This is a genomic window from Nonomuraea sp. NPDC048916 (genome assembly GCF_040649575.1).
Taxonomy (GTDB): domain Bacteria; phylum Actinomycetota; class Actinomycetes; order Streptosporangiales; family Streptosporangiaceae; genus Nonomuraea.
On the sequence record NZ_JBEZFS010000065.1, the window covers coordinates 1 to 20,519 of the forward strand.

General features: G+C 70.9%; 19 protein-coding genes and 1 pseudogene. 17 read left to right on the plus strand and 3 right to left on the minus strand.

What is annotated here, in order from left to right:
- Positions 1 to 201: 201 nt before the first annotated feature.
- From AB0C16_RS38315 to AB0C16_RS38375, 13 genes are all read left to right on the plus strand, one after another.
- The gene (locus AB0C16_RS38315; RefSeq protein ID WP_357690749.1) at positions 202 to 1,389 is read left to right on the plus strand and encodes a cytochrome P450; all 1,188 of its coding nucleotides are present in this window, start codon (positions 202 to 204) and stop codon (positions 1,387 to 1,389) included.
- Between the two features lie 24 nt (positions 1,390 to 1,413).
- Entirely contained in the window at positions 1,414 to 2,448 is a 1,035-nt protein-coding gene (locus tag AB0C16_RS38320) for an alcohol dehydrogenase catalytic domain-containing protein (RefSeq protein WP_357690751.1), read from the plus strand.
- Between the two features lie 241 nt (positions 2,449 to 2,689).
- Positions 2,690 to 3,934 carry a flavin-dependent oxidoreductase gene (locus tag AB0C16_RS38325; RefSeq protein WP_357690753.1) on the plus strand — a complete coding sequence of 415 codons (1,245 nt, stop codon included), beginning with the start codon at positions 2,690 to 2,692 and terminating at the stop codon, positions 3,932 to 3,934.
- Positions 3,935 to 4,214: 280 nt separating this feature from the next.
- Positions 4,215 to 5,672 carry a 4-hydroxyphenylacetate 3-hydroxylase N-terminal domain-containing protein gene (locus AB0C16_RS38330; protein WP_357690755.1) on the plus strand — a complete coding sequence of 486 codons (1,458 nt, stop codon included), beginning with the start codon at positions 4,215 to 4,217 and terminating at the stop codon, positions 5,670 to 5,672.
- A 44-nt stretch (positions 5,673 to 5,716) separates the two neighbouring features.
- Positions 5,717 to 6,721 (plus strand): amidohydrolase family protein, encoded by a 1,005-nt coding sequence (locus AB0C16_RS38335; RefSeq protein WP_357690757.1) that lies wholly within the window; start codon positions 5,717 to 5,719, stop codon positions 6,719 to 6,721.
- Between the two features lie 37 nt (positions 6,722 to 6,758).
- Positions 6,759 to 7,793 carry a hypothetical protein gene (locus AB0C16_RS38340; protein WP_357690759.1) on the plus strand — a complete coding sequence of 345 codons (1,035 nt, stop codon included), beginning with the start codon at positions 6,759 to 6,761 and terminating at the stop codon, positions 7,791 to 7,793.
- Positions 7,790 to 8,491: a 4-carboxy-4-hydroxy-2-oxoadipate aldolase/oxaloacetate decarboxylase gene (locus AB0C16_RS38345; RefSeq protein ID WP_357690761.1), complete on the plus strand. Its 702-nt coding sequence runs from the start codon at positions 7,790 to 7,792 to the stop codon at positions 8,489 to 8,491. The genes AB0C16_RS38340 and AB0C16_RS38345 overlap by 4 nt, the downstream gene beginning before the upstream one ends.
- Positions 8,488 to 9,144, plus strand: a complete 657-nt coding sequence (locus tag AB0C16_RS38350) for an RraA family protein (RefSeq protein ID WP_357690763.1) — start codon at positions 8,488 to 8,490, stop codon at positions 9,142 to 9,144. The genes AB0C16_RS38345 and AB0C16_RS38350 overlap by 4 nt, the downstream gene beginning before the upstream one ends.
- Entirely contained in the window at positions 9,141 to 9,818 is a 678-nt protein-coding gene (locus AB0C16_RS38355) for a 4-carboxy-4-hydroxy-2-oxoadipate aldolase/oxaloacetate decarboxylase (protein ID WP_357690765.1), read from the plus strand. The genes AB0C16_RS38350 and AB0C16_RS38355 overlap by 4 nt, the downstream gene beginning before the upstream one ends.
- Positions 9,819 to 9,821: 3 nt before the next feature.
- Positions 9,822 to 10,838, plus strand: a complete 1,017-nt coding sequence (locus AB0C16_RS38360; protein WP_357690767.1) for a flavin reductase — start codon at positions 9,822 to 9,824, stop codon at positions 10,836 to 10,838.
- 1 nt (position 10,839) lies between these two features.
- Positions 10,840 to 11,961 carry a cupin domain-containing protein gene (locus AB0C16_RS38365; protein WP_357690769.1) on the plus strand — a complete coding sequence of 374 codons (1,122 nt, stop codon included), beginning with the start codon at positions 10,840 to 10,842 and terminating at the stop codon, positions 11,959 to 11,961.
- Positions 11,958 to 12,803: a fumarylacetoacetate hydrolase family protein gene (locus AB0C16_RS38370; RefSeq protein WP_357690771.1), complete on the plus strand. Its 846-nt coding sequence runs from the start codon at positions 11,958 to 11,960 to the stop codon at positions 12,801 to 12,803. Before AB0C16_RS38365 ends, AB0C16_RS38370 begins: the two co-directional genes overlap by 4 nt.
- The gene (locus AB0C16_RS38375; protein WP_357690773.1) at positions 12,800 to 13,534 is read left to right on the plus strand and encodes a maleylpyruvate isomerase family mycothiol-dependent enzyme; all 735 of its coding nucleotides are present in this window, start codon (positions 12,800 to 12,802) and stop codon (positions 13,532 to 13,534) included. The genes AB0C16_RS38370 and AB0C16_RS38375 overlap by 4 nt, the downstream gene beginning before the upstream one ends.
- A gap of 103 nt (positions 13,535 to 13,637) precedes the next feature.
- Here the strand turns inward: AB0C16_RS38375 and AB0C16_RS38380 are convergent, their stop codons facing one another.
- On the minus strand, positions 13,638 to 14,030 hold the full coding sequence (locus AB0C16_RS38380; RefSeq protein ID WP_357690775.1) for a VOC family protein: 393 nt from the start codon (positions 14,028 to 14,030) through the stop codon (positions 13,638 to 13,640).
- Between the two features lie 260 nt (positions 14,031 to 14,290).
- The gene (locus AB0C16_RS38385; protein ID WP_357690777.1) at positions 14,291 to 15,121 is read right to left on the minus strand and encodes an NlpC/P60 family protein; all 831 of its coding nucleotides are present in this window, start codon (positions 15,119 to 15,121) and stop codon (positions 14,291 to 14,293) included.
- A gap of 326 nt (positions 15,122 to 15,447) precedes the next feature.
- Here AB0C16_RS38385 and AB0C16_RS38390 point away from each other — a divergent pair, with 326 nt between their 5' ends.
- The 4 genes from AB0C16_RS38390 (at position 15,448) to AB0C16_RS38405 (ending at position 20,419) form a co-directional block, all read left to right on the plus strand.
- Entirely contained in the window at positions 15,448 to 15,648 is a 201-nt protein-coding gene (locus AB0C16_RS38390) for a hypothetical protein (protein ID WP_357690779.1), read from the plus strand.
- 264 nt (positions 15,649 to 15,912) lie between these two features.
- Complete coding sequence (locus AB0C16_RS38395; RefSeq protein ID WP_357690781.1) at positions 15,913 to 16,788, plus strand: DUF2637 domain-containing protein; 876 nt, start codon at positions 15,913 to 15,915, stop codon at positions 16,786 to 16,788.
- A gap of 139 nt (positions 16,789 to 16,927) precedes the next feature.
- Complete coding sequence (locus AB0C16_RS38400) at positions 16,928 to 19,108, plus strand: FtsK/SpoIIIE domain-containing protein (protein ID WP_357690783.1); 2,181 nt, start codon at positions 16,928 to 16,930, stop codon at positions 19,106 to 19,108.
- 402 nt (positions 19,109 to 19,510) lie between these two features.
- A complete protein-coding gene (locus tag AB0C16_RS38405) occupies positions 19,511 to 20,419 on the plus strand; it encodes a DNA phosphorothioation-associated putative methyltransferase (protein WP_357690785.1) in 909 nt (302 codons plus the stop codon).
- Here AB0C16_RS38405 and AB0C16_RS38410 read toward each other — a convergent pair.
- A pseudogene (locus AB0C16_RS38410) lies at positions 20,389 to 20,519 on the minus strand (IS5/IS1182 family transposase); the annotation flags it as partial. The gene AB0C16_RS38405 and the pseudogene AB0C16_RS38410 sit on opposite strands and share 31 nt — an antisense overlap.

The window sequence follows — 20,519 nt, forward strand, 5'->3', positions numbered from 1 at the left end:
GCGGCCTCCGTCTGAGCGGCCTCCGTCTGAGCGGCCTCCGTCTGAGCGGCCTCCGTCTGAGCGGCCTCCGTCTGAGCGGCCTCCGTCTGAGCGGCCTCCGTCTGAGCGGCCTCCGTCTGAGCGGCCTCCGTCTGAGCGGCCGGCGACGTCTCGGCGCCCGACTCCTCCACCACCACCCTTTCCACACATGGGAGCACAAGGATGACCGCCACCCCTCAGGGCCCGTCCCTCGATCTCGACCTGTTCAGCGACGAGGCCCTGACCGCCCCGTTCCCCCTCTACCAGCTGATCCGGGACACCGCCCCGGCCGTCTACCTCCCCAGGTACGGCGCCTGGGCGCTGGGCCGGTACGCCGACGTGCGCGCCGCCCTCGAAGACTGGGAGTCCTTCAGCTCCGCCCGGGGGATCGGCCTCAACGACCTGGCGAACGTCGCCACCAGGGGCATGATCATCGCCACCGACCCGCCGGAGCACGACAAGCTCCGCAACGTCCTGGCCGCCCGGCTGTCGCCCAAGGCGATCCGGCAGCTCAAGGAGGACATCGAGCGCCGGGCGGACGAACTGGTCGAGCCTCTCGTCCAGGGGCGGGAGTTCGACGCGGTCAACGACCTGGCGCGCGCCTTCCCCATCTCCATCGTCCTCGACCTGATCGGCCTGCCCCAGGACGGGCGCGACAAGGTGCTCGGCTGGGCCGACGCCGCCTTCTCGGCCAGCGGCCCGCCCGGACCGCGCACGGACGCCGCGTTCCCCCTCTTGCAGGACCAGCTCGCCTACCTGTCGGGCATCAGGCCCGAGGAGCTGACCCCGGGAAGCATGGGCCGGGCCATCTACGACGCCGCGGCGGAGGGGAAGATCGCCCAGGAGTCCTGCGTCCCCCTCATGTCGGCCTACGTGACGGCCGGGCTCGACACGACGATCAACGCGATCAGCAACGCGGTCTGGTACTTCGCGCGCAACCCGGAGCAGTGGGACCTGGTCCGCAGGGACCCCTCGCTGATCCCCAGCGCGTTCAACGAGGTGCTGCGCATCGAGGCGCCGGTGCAGTTCTTCTGCCGGGTCGCGACCCGCGACGTGGACATCGACGGCGTGCCGCTGGCCGCCGGGTCGCGCCTGATGATGCTGTACGCCTCGGCCAACCGCGATGAGCGCAAGTGGGACGACCCCGACCGGTTCGACGCCACCCGCAACCCGATGGACCAGCTCGCGTTCGGCTACGGCATGCACGGCTGCGCGGGGCAGGGCCTGGCCCGGCTGGAGGGCCACTCGATCCTGGCCGCGCTGGCGCGTCGGGTCGAGCGGTTCGAGGTCGGCGAGCCGGTCCGCCGGCTCAACCAGCTCATCCGCGGGCTCGACGCCCTGCCCGTCGTCGTCCACCCGGCCGCGGCCTGATCTCTGAGGAAAGGCTGGGACAGCATGCGTGCAGTATGGTTCGCCGAACCGGGGCGGATCGAGACCCGGGAGGTGCCCGACCCCCAGGTCGTCGACCCCACCGACGTCGTCGTCGACATCCTCTTCACGGGCATCTGCGGTTCGGACCTGTGGACCTACCGGGGGCTCGTACCGCACGGCGAAGGGGGCATCGGCCACGAGTTCATCGGCCGGGTGCGGCAGGTGGGGCGCGACGTCGGCACGCTGCGCCCCGGCGACACCGTCATCGCGCCGTTCCTGTTCTCCGAGGGTGACTGCGAGGAGTGCCGGAGGGGCCTGCAGCCGCTCTGCGGGAGCGCCGGCATCTGGGGCAAGGACTGGGACGGCGCCCAGGCCCAGGCCATCCGGGTCCCGCACGCCGACGCGACGCTCGTCGTGCTCCCCTGGGAGGACATCGATACCGACCTCGCGCGCAGGCTCATCCCGCTCTGCGACGTGTTCGCGACCGGCACGCACGGTGCCGCGCTGGCCGGGGTCGGAAGCGGCGACACCGTCGTGGTCGTCGGCGACGGGGCGGTGGGCATCTCCGCGGCGATGGCCGCGGCGCGCGCCGGTGCCGTCCGCGTCCTCCTCCTCGGCGACCGGCCCGACCGGCTGAAGGTCGCCGAGGGCGCCGGCGCGGAGACGCTGCGGGTCTCCCGGGACGAGTCGCCCGTCGAGGCCGTCCGCGACCTGCTGGGCGGACGCCTGCCCGACAGGGTCATCGAGTGCGTCGGTATGCAGGGCGCCTTCGACGCGGCGCTCGACGTCGTCCGCCCGGCGGGCACGGTCGGGTTCGTGGGCGTCCCCCACGGGGTGGGGCCGATCCCGCCGGCGCGGATCTTCGGACGGCAGATCCGCGTCGCGGGCGGGGTCGCGCCGGCCCGCCATTACCTGCCGGGGCTGATCGACGACGTCGTGAACGGCCGGCTGGACCCGTCGCCGCTGGTCGACCGGGTCTACGGGCTCGACGAGGCCGCCGCGGGCTACGCCGCGATGGACGACGGCTCGATCCTCAAGGCCGTCCTGCGCACGACCTGACCTCGGGCCCGGCCTCCGGGGCCGCACCCGGCCCGATCCCGGGCCGGGCGGTAGGTCTCGGGCCCGATCGGGCTCGAACGGTACCGGGGCCGCGTTCGCGCGGCCCGGTGGTCCCGGCCCGGCCGAAAGGGAGGCACCCTCACCGCCCCCTTCGGCCGAGCCGTGCCAGAACACCCCGCGGCACCCTGCCGCCCTTCCTCCCCCGGGCCCAAGCCGGGGGTCTCCACGCTGGAGGAATCCGATGACAACCACATCCAGAGTCATTGTTCTCGGCGCCGGGATCGGAGGTCTCACCCTGGCGCTCGAACTCCACCGGTCGGGGATCGACTGCGTGGTGCTGGAGGCGGCACCCCGGCTGGGCGCCCTCGGAGTCGGGATCAATCTGCTCCCGCACGCCACCCGGAACCTGGCGCGGCTGGGGTTGGAGGACGACCTCGCCGCCGCCGCCGTCACCACCCGCGAGTCCGCGTTCTTCAACAGGTTCGGGCAGCTGATCGCCCGCGAGCCGGCGGGCCGTTTCGCGGGCTACCCCTGGCCGCAGTTCTCGATCCACCGGGGCGACCTCCAGCAGGTCCTGCTCCGGGCCGTCCGAGACAGGCTCGGTCCCGACGCGGTACGGCTCGACCACCGGGCCGTCCGCGTGATCCAGGACCGGAGCTCGGCCACGGCGCACGTCAGGCACGAGGACGGCTCCACCTCGGAGGTCCGCGGCGACATCGTCGTCGGCGCCGACGGCGTCCACTCGGCCGTGCGGGCGCAGCTCCACGGCGACACCGCCGTACCGCGCTACACCGGCTACATGATGTGGCGGGGAACGACCGTCTGGCCGCGGTTCCTCACCGGGGCGAGCATGGTGCGGGCGGGATGGCTCGCGACGGGCAAGATGGTGATCTACCCGATCCGCGACGACGTCAACGCCCAGGGAGACCAGCTCGTCAACTGGGTGGCGGAGGTCGAGGGCCCCATGCTCGACGCCCGTGACTGGAACCGCCCCGGTCTGATCGAGGATTTCATCGGCCCCTTCGCCGACTGGCACTTCGACTGGCTGGACGTGCCGGCGATGATCCGGGCGGCGGAGGAGGTGCTGGAGTACCCCATGGTCGACCAGGACCCTCTCGGACACTGGACCGACGGCCGCGTCACACTCCTCGGCGACGCCGCGCACCCGATGGTGCCCCGCGGCTCGAACGGGGCCGCCCAGGCCATCCTGGACGCCGGTGCCCTGGCCGCGCACCTGGCCGCGATCGGGGACCCGTACCGGGCCCTGAGCGCCTACGAGGCGGAGCGGCTGGAGGCCACCTCCCGCGTCGTGCTGACCAACCGGGTGAACCCGCCCGACGCCCTCCTGCGGGAGGTCTTCGACCGGACCGGCGACCGGCCCTTCGAGGACATCGCGGACGTCATGACCCCCGAGGAGATCAGCCGGTTCGGCGAGAGCTACCGCGACGTCGCGGGCTTCTCCCTGACAGCGCTCGCACAACCCTGACCGTTCGCACCGCTGCTCCACCGCCGTGTTCCAGCGGCGTGCTCCCCAACCGTTCCCCACCCTGCCCCCCGCCGCCGTGTTCCGACACCGTGTCGGAACACGGCCCCGGAGCTTCGTGCGGCCGTCCGGTGCTCCCGCCTCCCGACCGCTCGTAACGTCGGCCACAGGCGGGGCGCCCGGCTGCGAAAGGGCCGGCCGCCCACCCCGGAGGCCGCGGAGCCCGGCACGGGAAGACCCGGAAATCCCCGATCGACTTTCGAAAACGACCCAGGAGACAACGATGGACGTGACCGGCGCCCTCGGCGCGATGACCGGTGACAGGTACCGCGAGAGCCTCGACGACGGCCGGGAGGTCTGGCTGGGCGGCGAGCGCGTGAAGAACGTCGCCGAGCACCCCGCCTTCCGGGGCGCGATCGACGAGTTCGCCAGGCTGTTCGACCTGCGGCTCTCCGACCCCGAGGCCCTTGAGATCGGCACCTTCGTCTCCCCCGAGACGGGCAACCGGGTGAGCCGCTCGTACACGCTGCCGACCACCCCCGAGGAGCTGCGCGCCAAGTTCGCCGCCACCGAGTGGTGGATGTGCGAGAGCTGGGGGCAGCAGGGACGCTCGCCCGACTTCATGGCCAACGTCGTGGTCGGCCTGCACGACTTCCGGGACGAGCTGGAGAAGAACCGCCCCGGCTTCGGCGCGAACGCCGCCGCCTACCACCGCTTCGCCATGGAGCACGACCTCGTCCTCACCCACGCGCTCGGCGACCCGCAGATCGACCGCAGCGCGAGCCCGCTCGACGACCCCGACCTGGCGCTACACGTGGTGGAGGAGAACGACCGCGGCGTCGTGATCCGCGGAGCCAAGCAACTGGCCACCCTGGCGCCCTTCTCCCACGAGGTCCTCGTCTACCTCAACGGTGTCTCCGCCCAGCGCGGCGCCGAGCGGTTCGTCCTGTGGTTCGCGCTGCCGATGAACGCCAAGGGCCTGAAGATCCTCTGCCGTGAGCCGCTCGGCGCCCACGCCAACGGCCACAGCCACCCCCTCGCCAGTCGCTACGACGAGCAGGACGCCATGCTCTTCTTCGACGACGTCGAGATCCCCTGGGAGCGGCTCTTCCTCCTCGGCGACGGCATGCTGGCCCTGCGCGGTCTGAGCCGCATCAACGCCTGGAGCATGCAGAGCACCCACATCCGCTTCCACGAGCGGCTCAAGGTCTTCGTGTCCGTGGCGGCCATGCTGGCCAGGAGCATCGGCGTGGACGGCTTCCGCGGCATCCAGGAGGACCTCGGGGAGCTGATCTCCTACGCCGAGACCCTGCGCCTGGGCATCGTCGGGGCCGAGATGTCGCCCCAGCGCACCCCGAGCGGGCTCCTCGCGCCGGCCTCCAGCTACGGCCTGGGCTTCTGGTCGGCCGAGATCTCCTCGCGGGTGGTGGAGATCGTCCGCCGCGTCGGCGCCTCGGGCCTGATCATGCAGCCGACCGAGGCCGACCTGGCCAACCCCGAACTGCGCCCCTTCCTGGACAAGTACATGCGCGGGCACGACATCGGCGCGGACCGCAAGGCGCGGCTCTTCCGCCTGGCCTGGGATCTGGTCGGCGACGGCTTCGGCTCCCGCCAGGAGCTGTACGAGTACCTGCACCGCGGCGACCCGGGCGCCGGGCGCACCCGCCTGCTGCGGACCTACGACCGCTCGGCCGTCGACGGCCGCATCGCCGACCTCATCTCCTCCCCGCTCCCCGCCTGAGTATCCGCCGCCGGACGAGGCGGCCCCGACCTACGGAAGAACTCATGATCATCGATGTCCACGGTCACCTGACCGCCCCCGCCGAGCTGTACGCGTGGAAGGCCGGTCTGCTGTCCCACCGGGGAGCCCACGGAGGCAAGCCCCCGGCCATCAGCGACGATCGGCTGCGCGAGGCCCACTTCGAGCCGCACCCCAGCTTCGGGAACGTCTCCCACTTCGACCACATCGACGGCGCCGGGGTCGACCTCCAGCTCATCTCCCCCCGCCCCTACCAGATGATGCACAGCGAGCAGCCCTCGAAGATCGTGCGTTGGTTCACCGAGGAGACCAACAACATCATCCACCGCTCCTGCGAGCTGTTCCCCGGGCGGTTCAAGGGTGTGGCCGGCCTGCCGCAGAGCCCCGACCTGGACCCGGCGGAGTGGACCGCCGAGCTGCGCCGCACCGTCACCGAACTCGGCTTCGTCGGCGCCCTGCTCAACCCCGACCCCTACGAGGGCACCCAGGTGCCGCCCGCGCTCGGCGACCGCTACTGGTACCCCGTCTATGAGGCTCTGTGCGAGCTGGACGTGCCGGCGCTGATCCACGCCGCCGGTTGCCGGCCGCCGACGCGGGAGCCGTACAGCCTGCACTTCATCCAGGAGGAGACGGTCGCCGTCTGGAGCCTGCTCTCCTCGCGGGTGCTCCAGGACTTCCCCGACCTGAAGATCATCGTTTCGCACGGCGGCGGGGCCATCCCCTACCAGGTCGGCCGCTTCCTGCCCTCCGGCGTCCGCGCCGGCGGCACGCCGTACCTGGAGAAGCTGCGCTGCCTGTGGTTCGACACCTGCCTGTACACCAAGGACTCCATCGAGCTGCTCATCCGCGTCGCGGGCGTCGACCGCTGCCTGTTCGGCACGGAGAAGCCGGGAACCGGCTCCCAGATCAACCCCGAGACCGGCGGCTGGTTCGACGACATCCACCTGCTGGTCAACGACATCGACTGGCTCACCGAGGACGACCGCGAGGCGATCTTCGCCAAGAACGCCGCCGGCCTCTTCCGCCTGTAGAGCACCCCAGCCGGACGCCCCACCACACGAAAGGCAGATGATGGCGACAGTCGTGGCCGGCATCGGCACATCACACGGACCGCAACTGAAGACCCCGCCGACCCGCTGGGCCGAGCGGGGGGAGGCCGACCGCCGGAGCTCCACCCTGGAGTTCCGCGGCGCCCGCTACACCTTCGACGAGCTCAAAGCCGCGCGCCAGGACTTCGCGCACGAGTGCGCGGACGACGTCCAGGCCGCCCGGTGGGAGGCCTGCCGGGACGCGATGGACGGCCTGGGCGCGCATCTGCGCGACGCGGAGGTGGACGTCCTGGTCATCGTCAGCAGCGACCACAAGGAGGTCTACGACGACCGGCTGCTGCCCGCCTTCGCGATCTACTGGGGTGACGCGGTCGACCACGTCCCCTTCACCCCCGAGCAGCTCGCCGCCATGGCGCCGGGGCTGGCGGAGGCGGCCCACGGCGACGTGCCGGAGCGGACCGTCACCCGTCCCTGCCGGGCGGACCTGGCCCGCCACCTGATCGAGTCGGCGGCCGAGGAGGGCTTCGACGTCGCCGCCTCGCGGAGCCTGCCCGCGGGACGCTACGGCAACCACGGCATCCCCCACGGCTACGGCTTCATCTACCAGCGGATCGTCGGCGAGCGGTCCACGGTGCCGATGGTCCCGGTCTTCATCAACACGTTCTACGAGCCGAACCCGCCTTCGGCGCGGCGCTGCCTCGACTTCGGCCGCGCGCTCGGCCGCGCGCTCGCGTCCTTCCCGGAGGACCTGCGGATCGGTGTGGTGGCCTCGGGCGGGCTGTCCCACTTCGTCATCGACGAGGACCTCGACCTGACCTTTCTCGCGGCGCTGGAGGCCGGAGACGAGGAGCACCTGGCGTCGGTTCCGGCGTCGGAGATGCGCTCCGGCAGCTCCGAGCTGCGCAACTGGATCGCCGTCGCCGGGATCGCGGAGGAGACCGGCCTGTCGGTGAGCTCGGTGGACTACCAGCCCTGCTACCGCACCGAGGCCGGCACCGGCAACGCCATGGGATTCGTGACCTGGTCGCCCGCGAGAGAGGAAACCACCCGATGAGCACCCCGGCGAGCACCGCGGCCCCCGGCGGCGCGGCGGCCGAGGTCGTACGGCTTCGCGCCCTGGACAGCTGCGCGATCTCCGACGCGCTCGACACCCTGGGCCTGCCCGGAGCGGTGACCGGCCTGAAGCCGATGTGGCCCGCCGGGCGCGTCATGGCCGGCGTCGTCCGCACCGTCAAGGCGGCGCCCAAGTCCGCGGCCGGACCCGCGACGCACATCGCCACCCCCCTGGTGGCCGTGGCCGACCCCGACGACGTGGTGGTCATCGACAACCACGGGCGCACCGACGTCTCCTGCTGGGGCGGCCTGCTCGCCGAGGCCGCCGTCCAGCGCGGGGTGGCCGGCGTCATCGTCGACGGCGCCTGCCGCGATGTCCAGGACTGCGAGAGCGTCGACCTGCCGCTCTTCGCCCGGACGGCCGTGCCGGTCAGCGCTCGGGGACGGATCGTCCAGGAGGACATGGACGTGCCGATCCAGGTGCGCGGCGTCCGGGTCAACAGCGGCGACCTCGTCATCGCCGACCGCAACGGCGTCGCCTTCGTCGCCCGCGCCGAGATCGGACGCGTCCTGGACCTCGCCGAACGCATCGCCGCCCGCGAACTCGCCATGGCGCGGGCCGTGCGCTCCGGGCGCGACGTCATCGACGTGATGCACGACTCCCAGTTCCCGACGATCACCGCGGAGGCGGCCCCATGACCGACAGCATCGAACAGCGGTTCGCCGCGCTCTCCACCGCGAGCGTCTCCGACGCCCTCGACCGCCTGGGCCGCACCGGCAGCCTGCTCGGCATCGCGCCGCTCGGCCCCGGCCAGAAGATGGCCGGCCGCGCCTACACGGTGCGCTACGTCTCGGCGAGCACCCCGCCGGGGACCGTCGGCGACTACCTGGACGACGTGCCCGCGGGCGGCGTCGTCGTACTGGACAACGACGGCCGCCTCGACTGCACCGTCTGGGGTGACATCCTCACCGCGGTCTCCCACGCCCGCGGCATCGCCGGAACCGTGATCGACGGCGTCTGCCGCGACGTGCACCGGGCGCTGGACCTCGCCTACCCGATCTACAGCCGGGGACGGTTCATGCGCACGGGCAAGGACCGCGTCGAGGTCGCCCAGGTCCAGGAGCCGGTGAACATCGGCGGAGTCCAGGTCCGGCCGGGCGACCTCATCGTGGGAGACCAGGACGGGGTCGTCGCCGTGCCGCGAGACTGCGAGGACAGGGTTCTGGCGGTCGCCGAGGAGATCTCCGAGCGCGAGGACGGGATCCTGCGGAAGGCGCTCGACGGATCCACCATCGCCGAGGCCCGCGCGGCCTACGGCTACCACGACCTGCAGCGGAAGGAAGCGTCTTGAGCGCGCCGAGCAGTACGGACGGCCACGTCGGCACCGACGCCGACACCGGGGAGCTGCTGGCCATGGGGTCGGCCACCCTGTACGAGGCGTCCGGGCTCGCCTGCGACCTGGACCCCGCGTTCCGCCCGGCCTGGACCGGAGCCCGACTCGCCGGGACCGCGCTGCCCGTCCAGGCCGCGGTCGGGGACAACCTCCCCCTGCACTGGGCGCTGGAGGCCGCGCGCCCCGGCGACGTCCTCGTCGTCGACGCGGGCGCCGCGCCGTTCGGCTACTGGGGCGAGGTCCTGGCGGTCGCCGCGCAGCGGCGCGGGGTGGTCGGCCTGATCATCGACGGCGGCGTGCGCGACACCGAACGCATGCGCGCCCTGAGGTTCCCGGCGTTCAGCACGCACGTCGCGATCCGGGGGACGGTGAAAGAGTGGCCCGGCACGGTCGGTTCCCTGATCCTCCTGCGGGGACGGCCCGTCGGGCGCGGTGACCTGGTCGTGGCGGACGAGGACGGGATCGTCGTCATCCCCGCGGACCAGGCCGGGCGCGTTGTGGAGGCGGCCCGGCAGCGGACGGCCAAGGAGGACGCCTACATGCGCCGCCTGCGAGACGGAGAGCTCACCTTGGACATCTACGGATTCCGCGGCCTCGGACATCCGCCCGGCCACGAGAGGGCGGGGGAGTAGCCCATGAGCGCGCCGACGACAACCCCGGGCACCGCCGTGAACTCCTTTCGCCGCGCCGCCGGCCTCTTCGCCTCCGGTGTCACCGTGGTGACGACGCGCAACGGCGCCCACCTGTACGGCATCACCGCCACCTCGTTCGTCTCCCTCTCGCTGAACCCCCTGCTGGTGGCGGTGTCCATCAACGCCCACAGCCCCTTCCTGGAGGAGGTGGACACCGCCGGTCGCTTCGCGGTCAGCGTGCTGGAGAACGGTCAGCGGGACGTGTCGCAGTACTTCTCCACGCGCGGGCGCGGCCGGGCGGAGGGGGCGTTCCCCGGAGTCGCCACCCACGAGGAGCAGACCGGGGCACCCGTCGTCACGGGCTGCCTGAGTTGGTTCGACGCCCGGCTGCACGCGATCCTCCCGGGAGGCGACCACCGCGTCCTCATCGGCGAGGTCGCCGCCGCGGGCGGGACGGCGGGCCGGCCGCTGCTGTACTGGGCGGGCGGCTACCGGCGGCTCGACGCCGCCGACGACGGCACCCCCGACGACCGGATCGAGGCGTTCGCCGACGCCCTCTCGGTACGGCTGCACGAAAGCGGCCTGTCCCCCCAGGAGCTGATCGAGGCCCAGAGCGCGCTGGAGCCGGCCGCCGCCGAACTGGCCGCCTTCCGCCGGAGGACGGACGGACTGGCCGCGCTGCGGGAGGCCCTGGAGGGCTCCCGGGCGGCGGCCTCCAGCTCCGGCCGCTTCACCCAGGAGTCCGTGGCCTTCCACGCGGCCCTGGGCGTGGCCAGCGGCAACCCGGCCATCGCGGCCTCGCTGCAGTCACTCGCCCGCTCCTGCCATGCCCACTACGCGGCTGGCACCGACGCCGAGGCGACCCGGCGGACGCTCGTCGCCCACCAGGAGATATACGACGCCATCGCGACCGGCGACGCGGTCCGCGCCCGCGAGGCGACGACCGAACACCTGTCGGTGGTGGGCCGACGCCTGTGCCGCCCGGCCGGGCCGGCCGCCACCGCGACCAAGGAGCCATGACATGTCCGTCGACAGCACGCGGGGGACCGTCCGCATCACGGCGGGGGAGGGGCCGGACCAGCCGGAGCGTACACCCGAGCTTGACTCCCTCTACCGGGGGTTCGAAGAGGAACTGCTGGTGCCGCTCTGGACCGAGATCGGCGACCTGATGCCGCGGAGTCCGCGGTCCAAGGCGCTTGCGCACGTCTGGCGGTGGAGCGCGATGCTGCCCCTGGCCGGGCGGGCCGGGGAGCTGGTCCCGGTCGGGCGCGGGGGTGAGCGGCGGGCGATCGCGCTGGCCAACCCGGGCCTGGGCGGGCGGCCGTTCGCGACGCCGCCCCTGTGGGCGGCGATCCAGTACCTCCGCCCGGGAGAGGTGGCGCCCGAGCACCGGCACACCCAGAACGCCTTCCGGTTCGTCGTGGAGGGCGAGGGCGTGTGGACCGTCGTCGACGGCGACCCGGTGGCCATGCGCCGGGGCGACTTCCTGCTCACGCCCGGCTGGCGGTGGCACGGCCACCACAACATCGCCACCGAGCCGATGGCCTGGCTGGACGGCCTGGACATCCCCTTCGTCCACGCCACGGACAGCGCCTTCTTCGAGTTCGGCCCCGAACAGGTGTCGACCACCGAGACGCCGGACCGGTCGCGCTCGGAACGGCTCTGGGCCCACCCGGGGCTGCGCCCCGTCTCCCGGCTCGGCGACACCCCCTCCTCGCCGATCGCCGCCTACCGCTGGGAGCACACCGACGCCGCCCTCCGCGACCAGCTCGACCTGGAGGACGAGGGGCACCCGGGCGTGGTCGAACCCGGCCACGCCGCCGTGCGCTTCACCAACCCCACCACCGGCCACGACGTCATGCCGACGATCCGAGCCGAGTTCCACCGGCTGCGCGAGAGCGCGCTGACCGCGACCCGGCGGGAGGTGGGCTCCTCGGTCTGGCAGGTGTTCGACGGACGCGGGCAGGTGACCGTCGGCGACCGCCGGTGGAGTGTGGAGAGAGGGGACCTGTTCGTCGTCCCCTCCTGGCAGCCGCTGACCGTCGGCGCCGAAACCGGCCTCGACCTCTTCCGGTTCAGCGACACCCCGATCTTCGAGCGTCTGCACCAGGACCGCTCGCATGTGGAAGGAGCACCCCGGTGAAACTCGCGACCCTTCGCGTCCCCGGTGGCACCCGCGCGGTGCGGGTGGAGGACGGCGGATACGTCGACCTGGGGGCGTCGGACGTCGGCGCCCTCCTGGCCCGCCCCGACTGGCGGGAGTACGCCGCGACCGCCCGGAGCGCCGGAATCGAGCCCACCGGGGAGGGGTTCGCGCCGGTCGTCCCCCACCCCGGCAAGATGATCTGCGTCGGGCTCAACTACCGCAACCACATCCTGGAGATGGGCCGGGAGCTCCCCGAGTTCCCGACGCTCTTCGCCAAGTACCCCGAGGCGCTGATCGGCGCCACCGACACCATCGAGCTGGCGCCGGAGTCCGGCGCGGTCGACTGGGAGGCGGAGCTGGGCGTTGTCGTCGGAGCCACGGTACGGCGGGCCACCGTCGAGCAGGCCGAGGCGGCGATCGCGGGGTTCACCGTCGTCAACGACGTCACCATGCGCGACTGGCAGTACCGCTCGCCGGAATGGCTGCAGGGCAAGACGTTCGAGGGCACCACGCCCATCGGCCCGGTGCTGGTCACCCCCGACGAACTGCCCGGCGGCGTGCGTCCGGCACTCACCCTCACCGGGTCGGTCGACGGTGAGACCGTGCAGGAGGCGAGCACCGACGACCTGGTCTTCGACCCGGTCGAACTGGTCCGCTACGTCTCGACCATCCTGACCCTGCGGCCGGGCGACGTCATCGCCACCGGCACCCCCGGCGGTGTGGGGCACGCCCGGAAGCCTCCCCGCTACCTGGCCGACGGCTCCCGGCTCGTCACCGAGATCAGCGGCATCGGGAGGCTGGACAACGTCGCCCGTGTCCCCGGCTCGGACCCATCGTGACCGGGGGAGACACCGCCCGGGACGCCACGCCTATCCGGTCGCTGGAGTGGATGGAGCGCGGCACGGACCTGCTGGCCGGGGCGCTCGACCGGCTCGCCGACGCCGACCTCGACGGCACCACGCCACTGCCCGGCTGGTCCCGGCGGCATCTGGTGGCCCACCTGGGCTTCAACGCCGCCGCGCTGCGCCGGCTGGCCTCCTGGGCCCGCACCGGCGAGCCCAATCCGATGTACGCCTCGCCGGAGCAGCGCGCGGCGGAGATAGCGGAGGGCGCCTCCTGGCCCGCCGGACGGCTGCGCGACCTGGTCTCCGAGCACAGCGCCGGGCTCCGCGCCGATCTCGCCGCGCTCGACGACCGGCAGTGGGGTGCGCCGGTCGTCACCGCGCAGGGCCGCACCGTCCCCGCGTCCGAGATCCCCTGGCTGCGCGTCCGGGAGGTCGCCGTCCACGCCGTCGACCTCGACGCCGGTGTCGCGTTCGCCGACCTGCCGGTCGACTTGTGCGAGGAGCTCCTCTCCGACGTCGCCGCCCGCCGCTCGGTGAAGGGGGAGGACCCCGCCCTGTCGCTGGTGAGCGCGACCGGCCGTACCTGGTCGGTCGACGGGCAGGGCACGCCGGTGCGGGTCGGGGGCGAGCCCGGCGAGCTGGCCCGCTGGCTGACCGGGCGCGGGGCGGGCACACTCACCGACGAACACGGTGCCCCGCCTCCCGCTCTCACGGCCTGGCTCTGACCCGCGCCGGAGAGCGGGCCGCCCGGCTCTGACCGCGCCCAAGAGCGGGCCGCTTGGCCGACCCGCGCCGGGGAGCGGACCGCGCCCAAGAGGGCGGTCGTGCTCAGGACGGCCGCTGGTCGCGCCTGAGCGGGTGGTCATCGGGGACCTCGACGAGGACGACGGATGTCCCGTCGGGGTCCTCGATCCACATCTCGACGAGCCCCCACGGCTCCTGCCGCGGCTCCCGGGTCACCTGGACTCCCAGGGCGGCCAGCCGTTCGTGCTCGGCCTGGACGTCGCGGACCTGGAGCCATATTCCGACCGCCTGGCCGGACGCGCCCTCGGAGCGCCCGGAGACCTCCAGGAATCCCTGGCCGAGGAAGAACATCACCCCCGGATCGTCGGACGGCCCGAACTCGCGGTAGACCGCGAGGCCCAGCACGTCGCGGTAGAACCGGCGGCTGCGGTCGGGGCCGGCGGGGCGGAGGAGAATCCGGCTGCTGAGGACTTCCATGCCCCGGATCGTGCCCGCGCCCGAGGAATCCATGGGTGCTGCGGGCTGATGAATCCTGAACGCATTGTCTTGATCGTGCTGGCGGTGGTGGCCGCCGTCAACATCGCTACGGCTCTCATGCTTGCGGACGGTTCGACGTGGCCGGCTGCTCTCCTGTGCGGGCTCGCCGCTGGTGGAGCAACGCTTTGGGGGCTGCTGGGCTGGTTTGCCTCCAGATCCCCGTGAACGGCCTGGCTTCATGGAGTGTCCCAGCCTGTAGGTCACGACGCGATTCGTATTAGAGCTGCATGGGGCCTGACGACACCGATGAATCCTCGTTCCCGGCTTGGCACGCCAGCCCAGGTTTCGATCCGTACGGTGCTTCCGGTGGACGGTGCATGGACCATGCGGGTGGCGTCGATAGCGATGCCGACGTGGTGGATCGTGGCAGGGTTCTTCGGGTTATAGGCGAAGAAGATCAGGTCTCCGGATCTGATCTGGCTTCTGGGTACGCGGGTTCCGGCGTTCCACTGCATGGAAGTATCACCTCCTACTCGGGCACCGGCCTTGGCCCAGGCGTATTCGACCAGGCCGGAGCAGTCGAAACCCTTGGTCCCGGCTCCGTGGCCGATGCCGTAGCTGGGGCCGTTCGGGCCGCCGCCACCCCAGGAGTACGGGACACCCCGCATGGCGAGCGCCGCCCGTACGGCCACCACCCCGCGGCCGGCTCCGGCCACGATTTCAGCGGCGACGCCTCCGGCCGAGAGCTCAGCGCAGAGCTCGCCGGCGATCGAGATGACAGCCTTCTCGGCATGACGTCTGATCTTGGCGGGGTCGTCTCCGGCCCTCTGTCCAGCGAGGGCGGACGCTGCATCATCGACAGCCGAGGTTCTCGGGGCGCCGAGTGCGGCGGAGGCCTCAATGACCTTGCGTAGCTGGGCCTCTTCGGCGGCGGACAACCTGACATCAGGTTCTGCCGGTGAGGCGACGATCTCGGTGGGCTTCCAGAGGGTGGCAGTGAGCGTCCTGGCTTTTCTCTCGTGCTTGGCATACTCGCCGCGCAGGTCCTCCCGAGGGCGTTGGACGATCGCCGCCGCCTTGGTCAGCGGCATGGTCTCCCAGCCAGGTACCTTGATCAGCCGCTGGTAGAAGGCGCGTGCCGCGTAGTTGGGTGTGCTGACCTGGGCTCGGGTGCCCCACCCACTGTCCGGGTGCTGCTGGAACAGGCCGAAGGCCGTCCCGTGGTCGCCTACGGCGGAGTTGTCGAGCCCACTTTCCTGCAACGCGGTGGCCACGGCGATTTCGGCTGCCCGCCGAGGCAGCCTGAGAGCTCGGGCGGCAGCGACGATGGTCTTCGCATGGGCCAGCTGGACGCTGCTCGGCGGAAGGACGGCTACGCGCCATCAACCGTAAGAGAGAGACCACCGAGAAGGAGATCATGGAACTGATCCCACGACTGGCCGAGATGACTGATGTCCTGAAGGAGGCGGACCCCGCCGATCGGAACGACCTCTACGCGCAGATGGGCCTGTACCTCGTCTACGACCCCTCAGAGAGGGTTGTCGCAGTTGAGGCCAGGCCCAGCATGTACCGGAGTACGTGTCCGAGGGGGGACTTGAACCGTTCGCCCATCTCCTGAGTAGCTTCGACGCTCCGTGGCTGGACCTCTCATGTCCGGAATAGGCCTCCAGGAGGCCGCGCCCGGACTCACCCCAGCGAGATCGGGTTCTACTACGCGGCGCACGCCCATGCACGGGGAAGTCCAGCAACTGCCCATTCGGGATCTACAGCAGTCGATCGCGCTGCGCCCGGGACAGCGGCAGTACGGCGGCCAGGGCTCGGTGACTTCGACACCGAACCCCGGCCTGTGACCCAGCACCCTGACCAAACCAGGAGCCAGGCCATGCGCCACCCTTCCACACAGCCGATTGCCGACGAAACGATGTCCGCGAAAGCGGCCCCGCCCAAGCGTCCCCGGCGCTTCTTCATCAAGCTGTTCCAAGCTGATCGTGAGAACACCGCGCCGATCGCCGCAACCCCTTCCGATACCGGCACAGGTCGGCTCGGAGATCGGGTCATCCTCGGCTTCGCGGTGGCCATCCTGCTGGCGGTCGCCGGTGCAGCAGCCTACGTGTCGTACCACCACTTCTACGCCTTGGCCATCGCTCTGGGGGAGCGGCACGACATGGCCATCCTTTATCCAGCGATGTCCGACGGTGTGATCGTCATGGCCTCGCTGGTGATGGTCTACTGCTCACGTCGCCGGCTTCGTGTGCCAGTCCTGGCGTGGGTCGCGCTGGCACTGGGAGGGGCGGTGACCCTTGCGGCAAACGTGGCGCACGGATGGTCCGGAGGACTCGGATCACGCCTGATCAGCGCCCTGGCGCCAGTCGCGTTCGCGGGAGCGTACGAGCTCCTTATGTGGATTGTCCGCAACACTCGGCGACCGTTGGACGGGTCCTCGATGGATGAGCACCTGTGCCAGCCCGCTGAGACCGTCGTAGAGGTGGAACGCGTCGTGACGGTCCTGCCCACCGACCGGTACGAGGCGGCACGGCTCGCCTACATCGACAGCCTCAGCGAAGGCAAGCAGCGCCTCGGCCGACGCCCGCTCATGAACCGGTGGGGGCTGGAGCAGCGCGAGGCCGAAGAGATCATCGCCGAGGTGCAGAAAGAGCGGGTACAGGAGACCGAGACGAAAGAGGTCGAAGCGCCAGAGACAGAGGCCGCCATACCACTGCCGAACAGTATGTCGTCAGGCGAGGCGGATGCGGCGTGAAGGACATCCTGATCCTCATTATGTGCGCGTGCTTGGTCCTCCTCCGCAGTGTGCGCCAGGCGACGCCGAACGTCCGATGCACCGGACCATTGTGGGCGGGCATCCGCGAATCGCTGGTCACTCGGATGGAGGTGGAGGTGTGACGATCACAGACGAGATGCACGACGGCGTCGTGGTCGTCTCCCCGGATGAGATTTCGCCTGTCGCCCGCGAGAGTGCCTCCGCGCCCGCCTCGGAGCAGCCGACACGGGAGGTTGAGGACCAGAACGATGTCCTTGAGGGCCGGGTGATCGCGGTCGATCAGCCGCACGAGTCCGGCCCGGCGGATCTGCTCGCTGAGCTGGCTGCACGCCGTCAGGAGCGGTCGCCGCTGGTCCCGGTATGGCTGAGGTCGCGGGCGGATGCGTTGCAGGTGCTCATGTGGCAGGCCGAGCACACCGGCTACGTGCTGGCCTACCATGCGCTCCGCATCCCGAAGTACGCGGCAAAGCTCCTGGCATGGACCCCAGCCGGTGCCTGGCGGGTGCTCGCGGAACTGGTCCGCTGGCTGTTCGACTTGGAAGGCCGCCCGGTCCGTCGAGCAGCCGTGTCGAAGGAGGAAGCCGCGGAGTACCTGGCGCTGTCCCGGCAGCGCGACAGTCGGGTCAAGGCCCGGCTGTGGACCCTCCTCATCGGCGCCATCACCATGGTGCTGGCGAGCATCTTCGTGGCGGTGGCCGCGCCGACCTGGGCCCAGTGGACGATTGTTGGCGTGCTCGTCGCCGCGGCGGGCCTGATCGGGTCGCCGCCCGACCAGCCGCTGCTGGACCGGGCGGTCGTTCCGAGCAGAGTGCGGAAGCTCACCAGTGACCAGGTGCTGGACGCGCTTGGCTCGCTCGGCATCTCGGCCATCAACCAGGCGCTGGGTAAGAAGGGGCGCGGCATCACCTTCCCCGCTCCGATCATGCGGGACGGACCCGGTTGGCGGGCCGAGGTCGATCTCCCGCTCGGCGTGACCGTGGCGGAGGTGCTGGAGAAGCGCGACAAGCTCGCCTCCGGCCTGCGGCGCGCGCTGGGCTGTGTGTGGCCCGAACCGGTGTCGGAGGAGCACCCCGGCCGCCTGGTGCTGTGGGTCGGGGACCAGGAGATGCGCAAAGCCAGACAGCCCGTCTGGCCGCTGCTGAAGTCGGGCCAGGTCGGCCTGTTCGACCCGATCCCGTACGGCAACGACCAGCGCGGCCGACCGGTGGCGATCCTGCTCATGTTCGCCAACGTGCTCATCGGCTCCATGCCGCGCTACGGCAAGACGTTCGCGTTGCGGGTGCTCCTGTTGGCCTGCGCCCTGGACCCGCTGGCTGAGCTGCGGTTGTTCGAGCTGAAGGGCACCGGCGACTTGTCGGCGCTGGAGAAGGTGGCCCACCACTATGCCAAAGGCGCCACCGACTCCGCGAAGGCAGCGTGCGTCGCTTCGTTGGCCGAGGTGTACGCCGAGTTGGACCGACGCGCAGAGGTCATCGACGGCCTGCCCCGCCACCAGGCGCCCGAGTTCAAGGTCACGCCCGACCTGGCCGCGCGGCGCGACCTCGGCCTGCACCCGATGGTGGTCGCGATCGACGAGTGCCAGGAGCTGTTCGCCGACGACGAGTACGGCGAGGAGGCCGCCAAGCACGCCACCGCGATCATCAAGCGCGGCCCTGCCCTCGGCATCATCCTCATCCTGGCCACCCAGCGGCCGGACAAGGACAGCCTGCCCAAGGCCATCTCGGCGAACGCGGGCATCCGGATCTGCCTGCGGGTGATGGGCTGGCAAGAGAACGACATGATCCTCGGCACCGGCATGCACCAGGCCGGCGTCAAGGCCACTATGTTCACCCTGAACGACAAGGGCATCTCCTGGGCGGTCGGCATCGCCGAGGACCCGATCATCGTCCGGTCGGCCTACCTGGACGGGCCCACATCGGAGCTGATTGCCGAGCGCGCCTACCAGCTCCGCCAGGCGGCCGGGACACTCTCCGGCCAGGCGATCGGTCACGAACCGGCCAAGCGGGTCTCGTACGACCTGCTGGCCGACATTTTGACCGTGACCACTGCCAAGGAGGAGAAGCTGTGGAACAGCACGGTCGTGGACCGGCTCGCGGACTTCCGGCCGGACGCCTACGGCCAGTGGGCGGATCTGGAGGACGACGCCAAGACCGCCACGCTCACCGCGCGCCTGAAGGAGTACGGCGTCAGGACAGAGGACACATGGGGCCGCAACTCCGCTGGTGAGGGCCGCAACCGGAAAGGCTTCCACCGCGCCGACGTGGCCGAGGCGCTGCGCAAGCGGAGGGTCCAACCCTAGCGGCCCGCGCCTCTCTGGCGAACGCCCCTGGAGCCCATCCGGGGCGTTCGCATGAGGCCGCTAGAACGCTAGAGAGCAGGTTAAAGCGCAGTTCTCCGCTAGCAGAGCCGCTAGACCTAGCGGATGCACCAGCTAGAGCGGCCATCGCCTGGCGGTGTGGGCCGGCCCTACCAGCGGATCTCGGAAGTAGTTATCGTCTTAGTCGGCGCTGTGCTGTGGCAGATCGCCGCGAGTTGGCGCTGCGCTGGAAACGCCTACGTCCGGAGCTGGCGGGACCCTCGTTGCTGGGCTCTACTGCTCTTGGCCTATGGCCGTTTCGCTGAGCCTTACGGGTAGCCGCCTGAGCCGGATCAAGCGGACGCGGGGCACCGTCGAGTCGCCTGTTTGGGTGTGGAGGCACCGATGTCACAGGAACCTTGGGGCAGCGACAGGCAGTTGACCGCGATCGGCCGCACGGGCATGTCCGTACCTGCCCGACAAGCCGTCATGGATCTGCAGATGGATCCTGGCACGTCCGTGCTCGACTACGGCTGCGGGCGGGGTGCGGATGTCCGCGCTCTGGAGAGCCTAGGTCTCGGTGTATCTGGATGGGACCCGGTGTACTTCCCTCACGGGCGCTTGGAGCCGGCCGATGTCGTGCTGCTTACCTATGTCCTGAATGTGATAGAGGATCCCGCCGAGCGACAGCGCACCCTGAGGCATGCGTGGGATCTGGCGAAGACTGCGATGGTGGTGTCTGCGCGCCAGCGTTGGGAGCGGAACCAGATCAAGGGTAGGGAGCACAACGACGGGATCCTCACCAGCCGCAATACCTTTCAGTATCTGTTCGCAGCGGGCGAGTTGCGCGACTACGTCCAAGACGCAACGGGCGTACGATGCCTTTCTGCCGCACCTGGCATCGTGTACGCATTCAGAAGCGACGATGCCCGCTTGAGCTATATGGCGCGACGGGTGGCGCCAAGTGTTGAGTGGCTTGCCTCTGAAGATGCTGCGACAGCCGTCGCTGCCGTTGTTGACCACCTAGAACGCCGTGGCCGCATCCCCCGTCTGGAGGAGATGCCCCTGGCGATGGCCAGGCTTCTAGGCCATCTACGCCCGAGCGAGCTCCACCGTCTCGCTCAGCAATCGGCGGATCCGGCGAAGGTTGAGGCGGGCGTCAAGCAGACCACCTTGGACACGCTGCTCTTTCTTGCCGTCGAGCTGTTCGACGGCCGCGGGCCGTCGAACAGCCTGCCCCTGACAGTCCAGCTCAATGTGCGCTCCTTGAACCTTTTTCATCCTCAGGTGCCCTGGGCAACTCGGTGGTTCTGAAGGACGGCGATGGCCTTACAGAGGTGGCCGGCCTTGGAAGGGCTGCAGCGTAGCTTTCGGAGGATCTTCCAGCTCTTCAGCTGGGCGTTCGCGCGTTCGC

Coding starts and splice junctions, on each gene's coding strand:
- AB0C16_RS38315 (WP_357690749.1), top strand. CDS start 202: ATGACCGCCACCCCTCAGGGCCCGTCCCTCGATCTCGACCTGTTCAGC.
- AB0C16_RS38320 (WP_357690751.1), top strand. CDS start 1,414: ATGCGTGCAGTATGGTTCGCCGAACCGGGGCGGATCGAGACCCGGGAG.
- AB0C16_RS38325 (WP_357690753.1), top strand. CDS start 2,690: ATGACAACCACATCCAGAGTCATTGTTCTCGGCGCCGGGATCGGAGGT.
- AB0C16_RS38330 (WP_357690755.1), top strand. CDS start 4,215: ATGGACGTGACCGGCGCCCTCGGCGCGATGACCGGTGACAGGTACCGC.
- AB0C16_RS38335 (WP_357690757.1), top strand. CDS start 5,717: ATGATCATCGATGTCCACGGTCACCTGACCGCCCCCGCCGAGCTGTAC.
- AB0C16_RS38340 (WP_357690759.1), top strand. CDS start 6,759: ATGATGGCGACAGTCGTGGCCGGCATCGGCACATCACACGGACCGCAA.
- AB0C16_RS38345 (WP_357690761.1), top strand. CDS start 7,790: ATGAGCACCCCGGCGAGCACCGCGGCCCCCGGCGGCGCGGCGGCCGAG.
- AB0C16_RS38350 (WP_357690763.1), top strand. CDS start 8,488: ATGACCGACAGCATCGAACAGCGGTTCGCCGCGCTCTCCACCGCGAGC.
- AB0C16_RS38360 (WP_357690767.1), top strand. CDS start 9,822: ATGAGCGCGCCGACGACAACCCCGGGCACCGCCGTGAACTCCTTTCGC.
- AB0C16_RS38365 (WP_357690769.1), top strand. CDS start 10,840: ATGTCCGTCGACAGCACGCGGGGGACCGTCCGCATCACGGCGGGGGAG.
- AB0C16_RS38380 (WP_357690775.1), bottom strand. CDS start 14,030: ATGGAAGTCCTCAGCAGCCGGATTCTCCTCCGCCCCGCCGGCCCCGAC.
- AB0C16_RS38385 (WP_357690777.1), bottom strand. CDS start 15,121: ATGCCGCTGACCAAGGCGGCGGCGATCGTCCAACGCCCTCGGGAGGAC.
- AB0C16_RS38390 (WP_357690779.1), top strand. CDS start 15,448: ATGGAACTGATCCCACGACTGGCCGAGATGACTGATGTCCTGAAGGAG.
- AB0C16_RS38395 (WP_357690781.1), top strand. CDS start 15,913: ATGCGCCACCCTTCCACACAGCCGATTGCCGACGAAACGATGTCCGCG.
- AB0C16_RS38405 (WP_357690785.1), top strand. CDS start 19,511: ATGTCACAGGAACCTTGGGGCAGCGACAGGCAGTTGACCGCGATCGGC.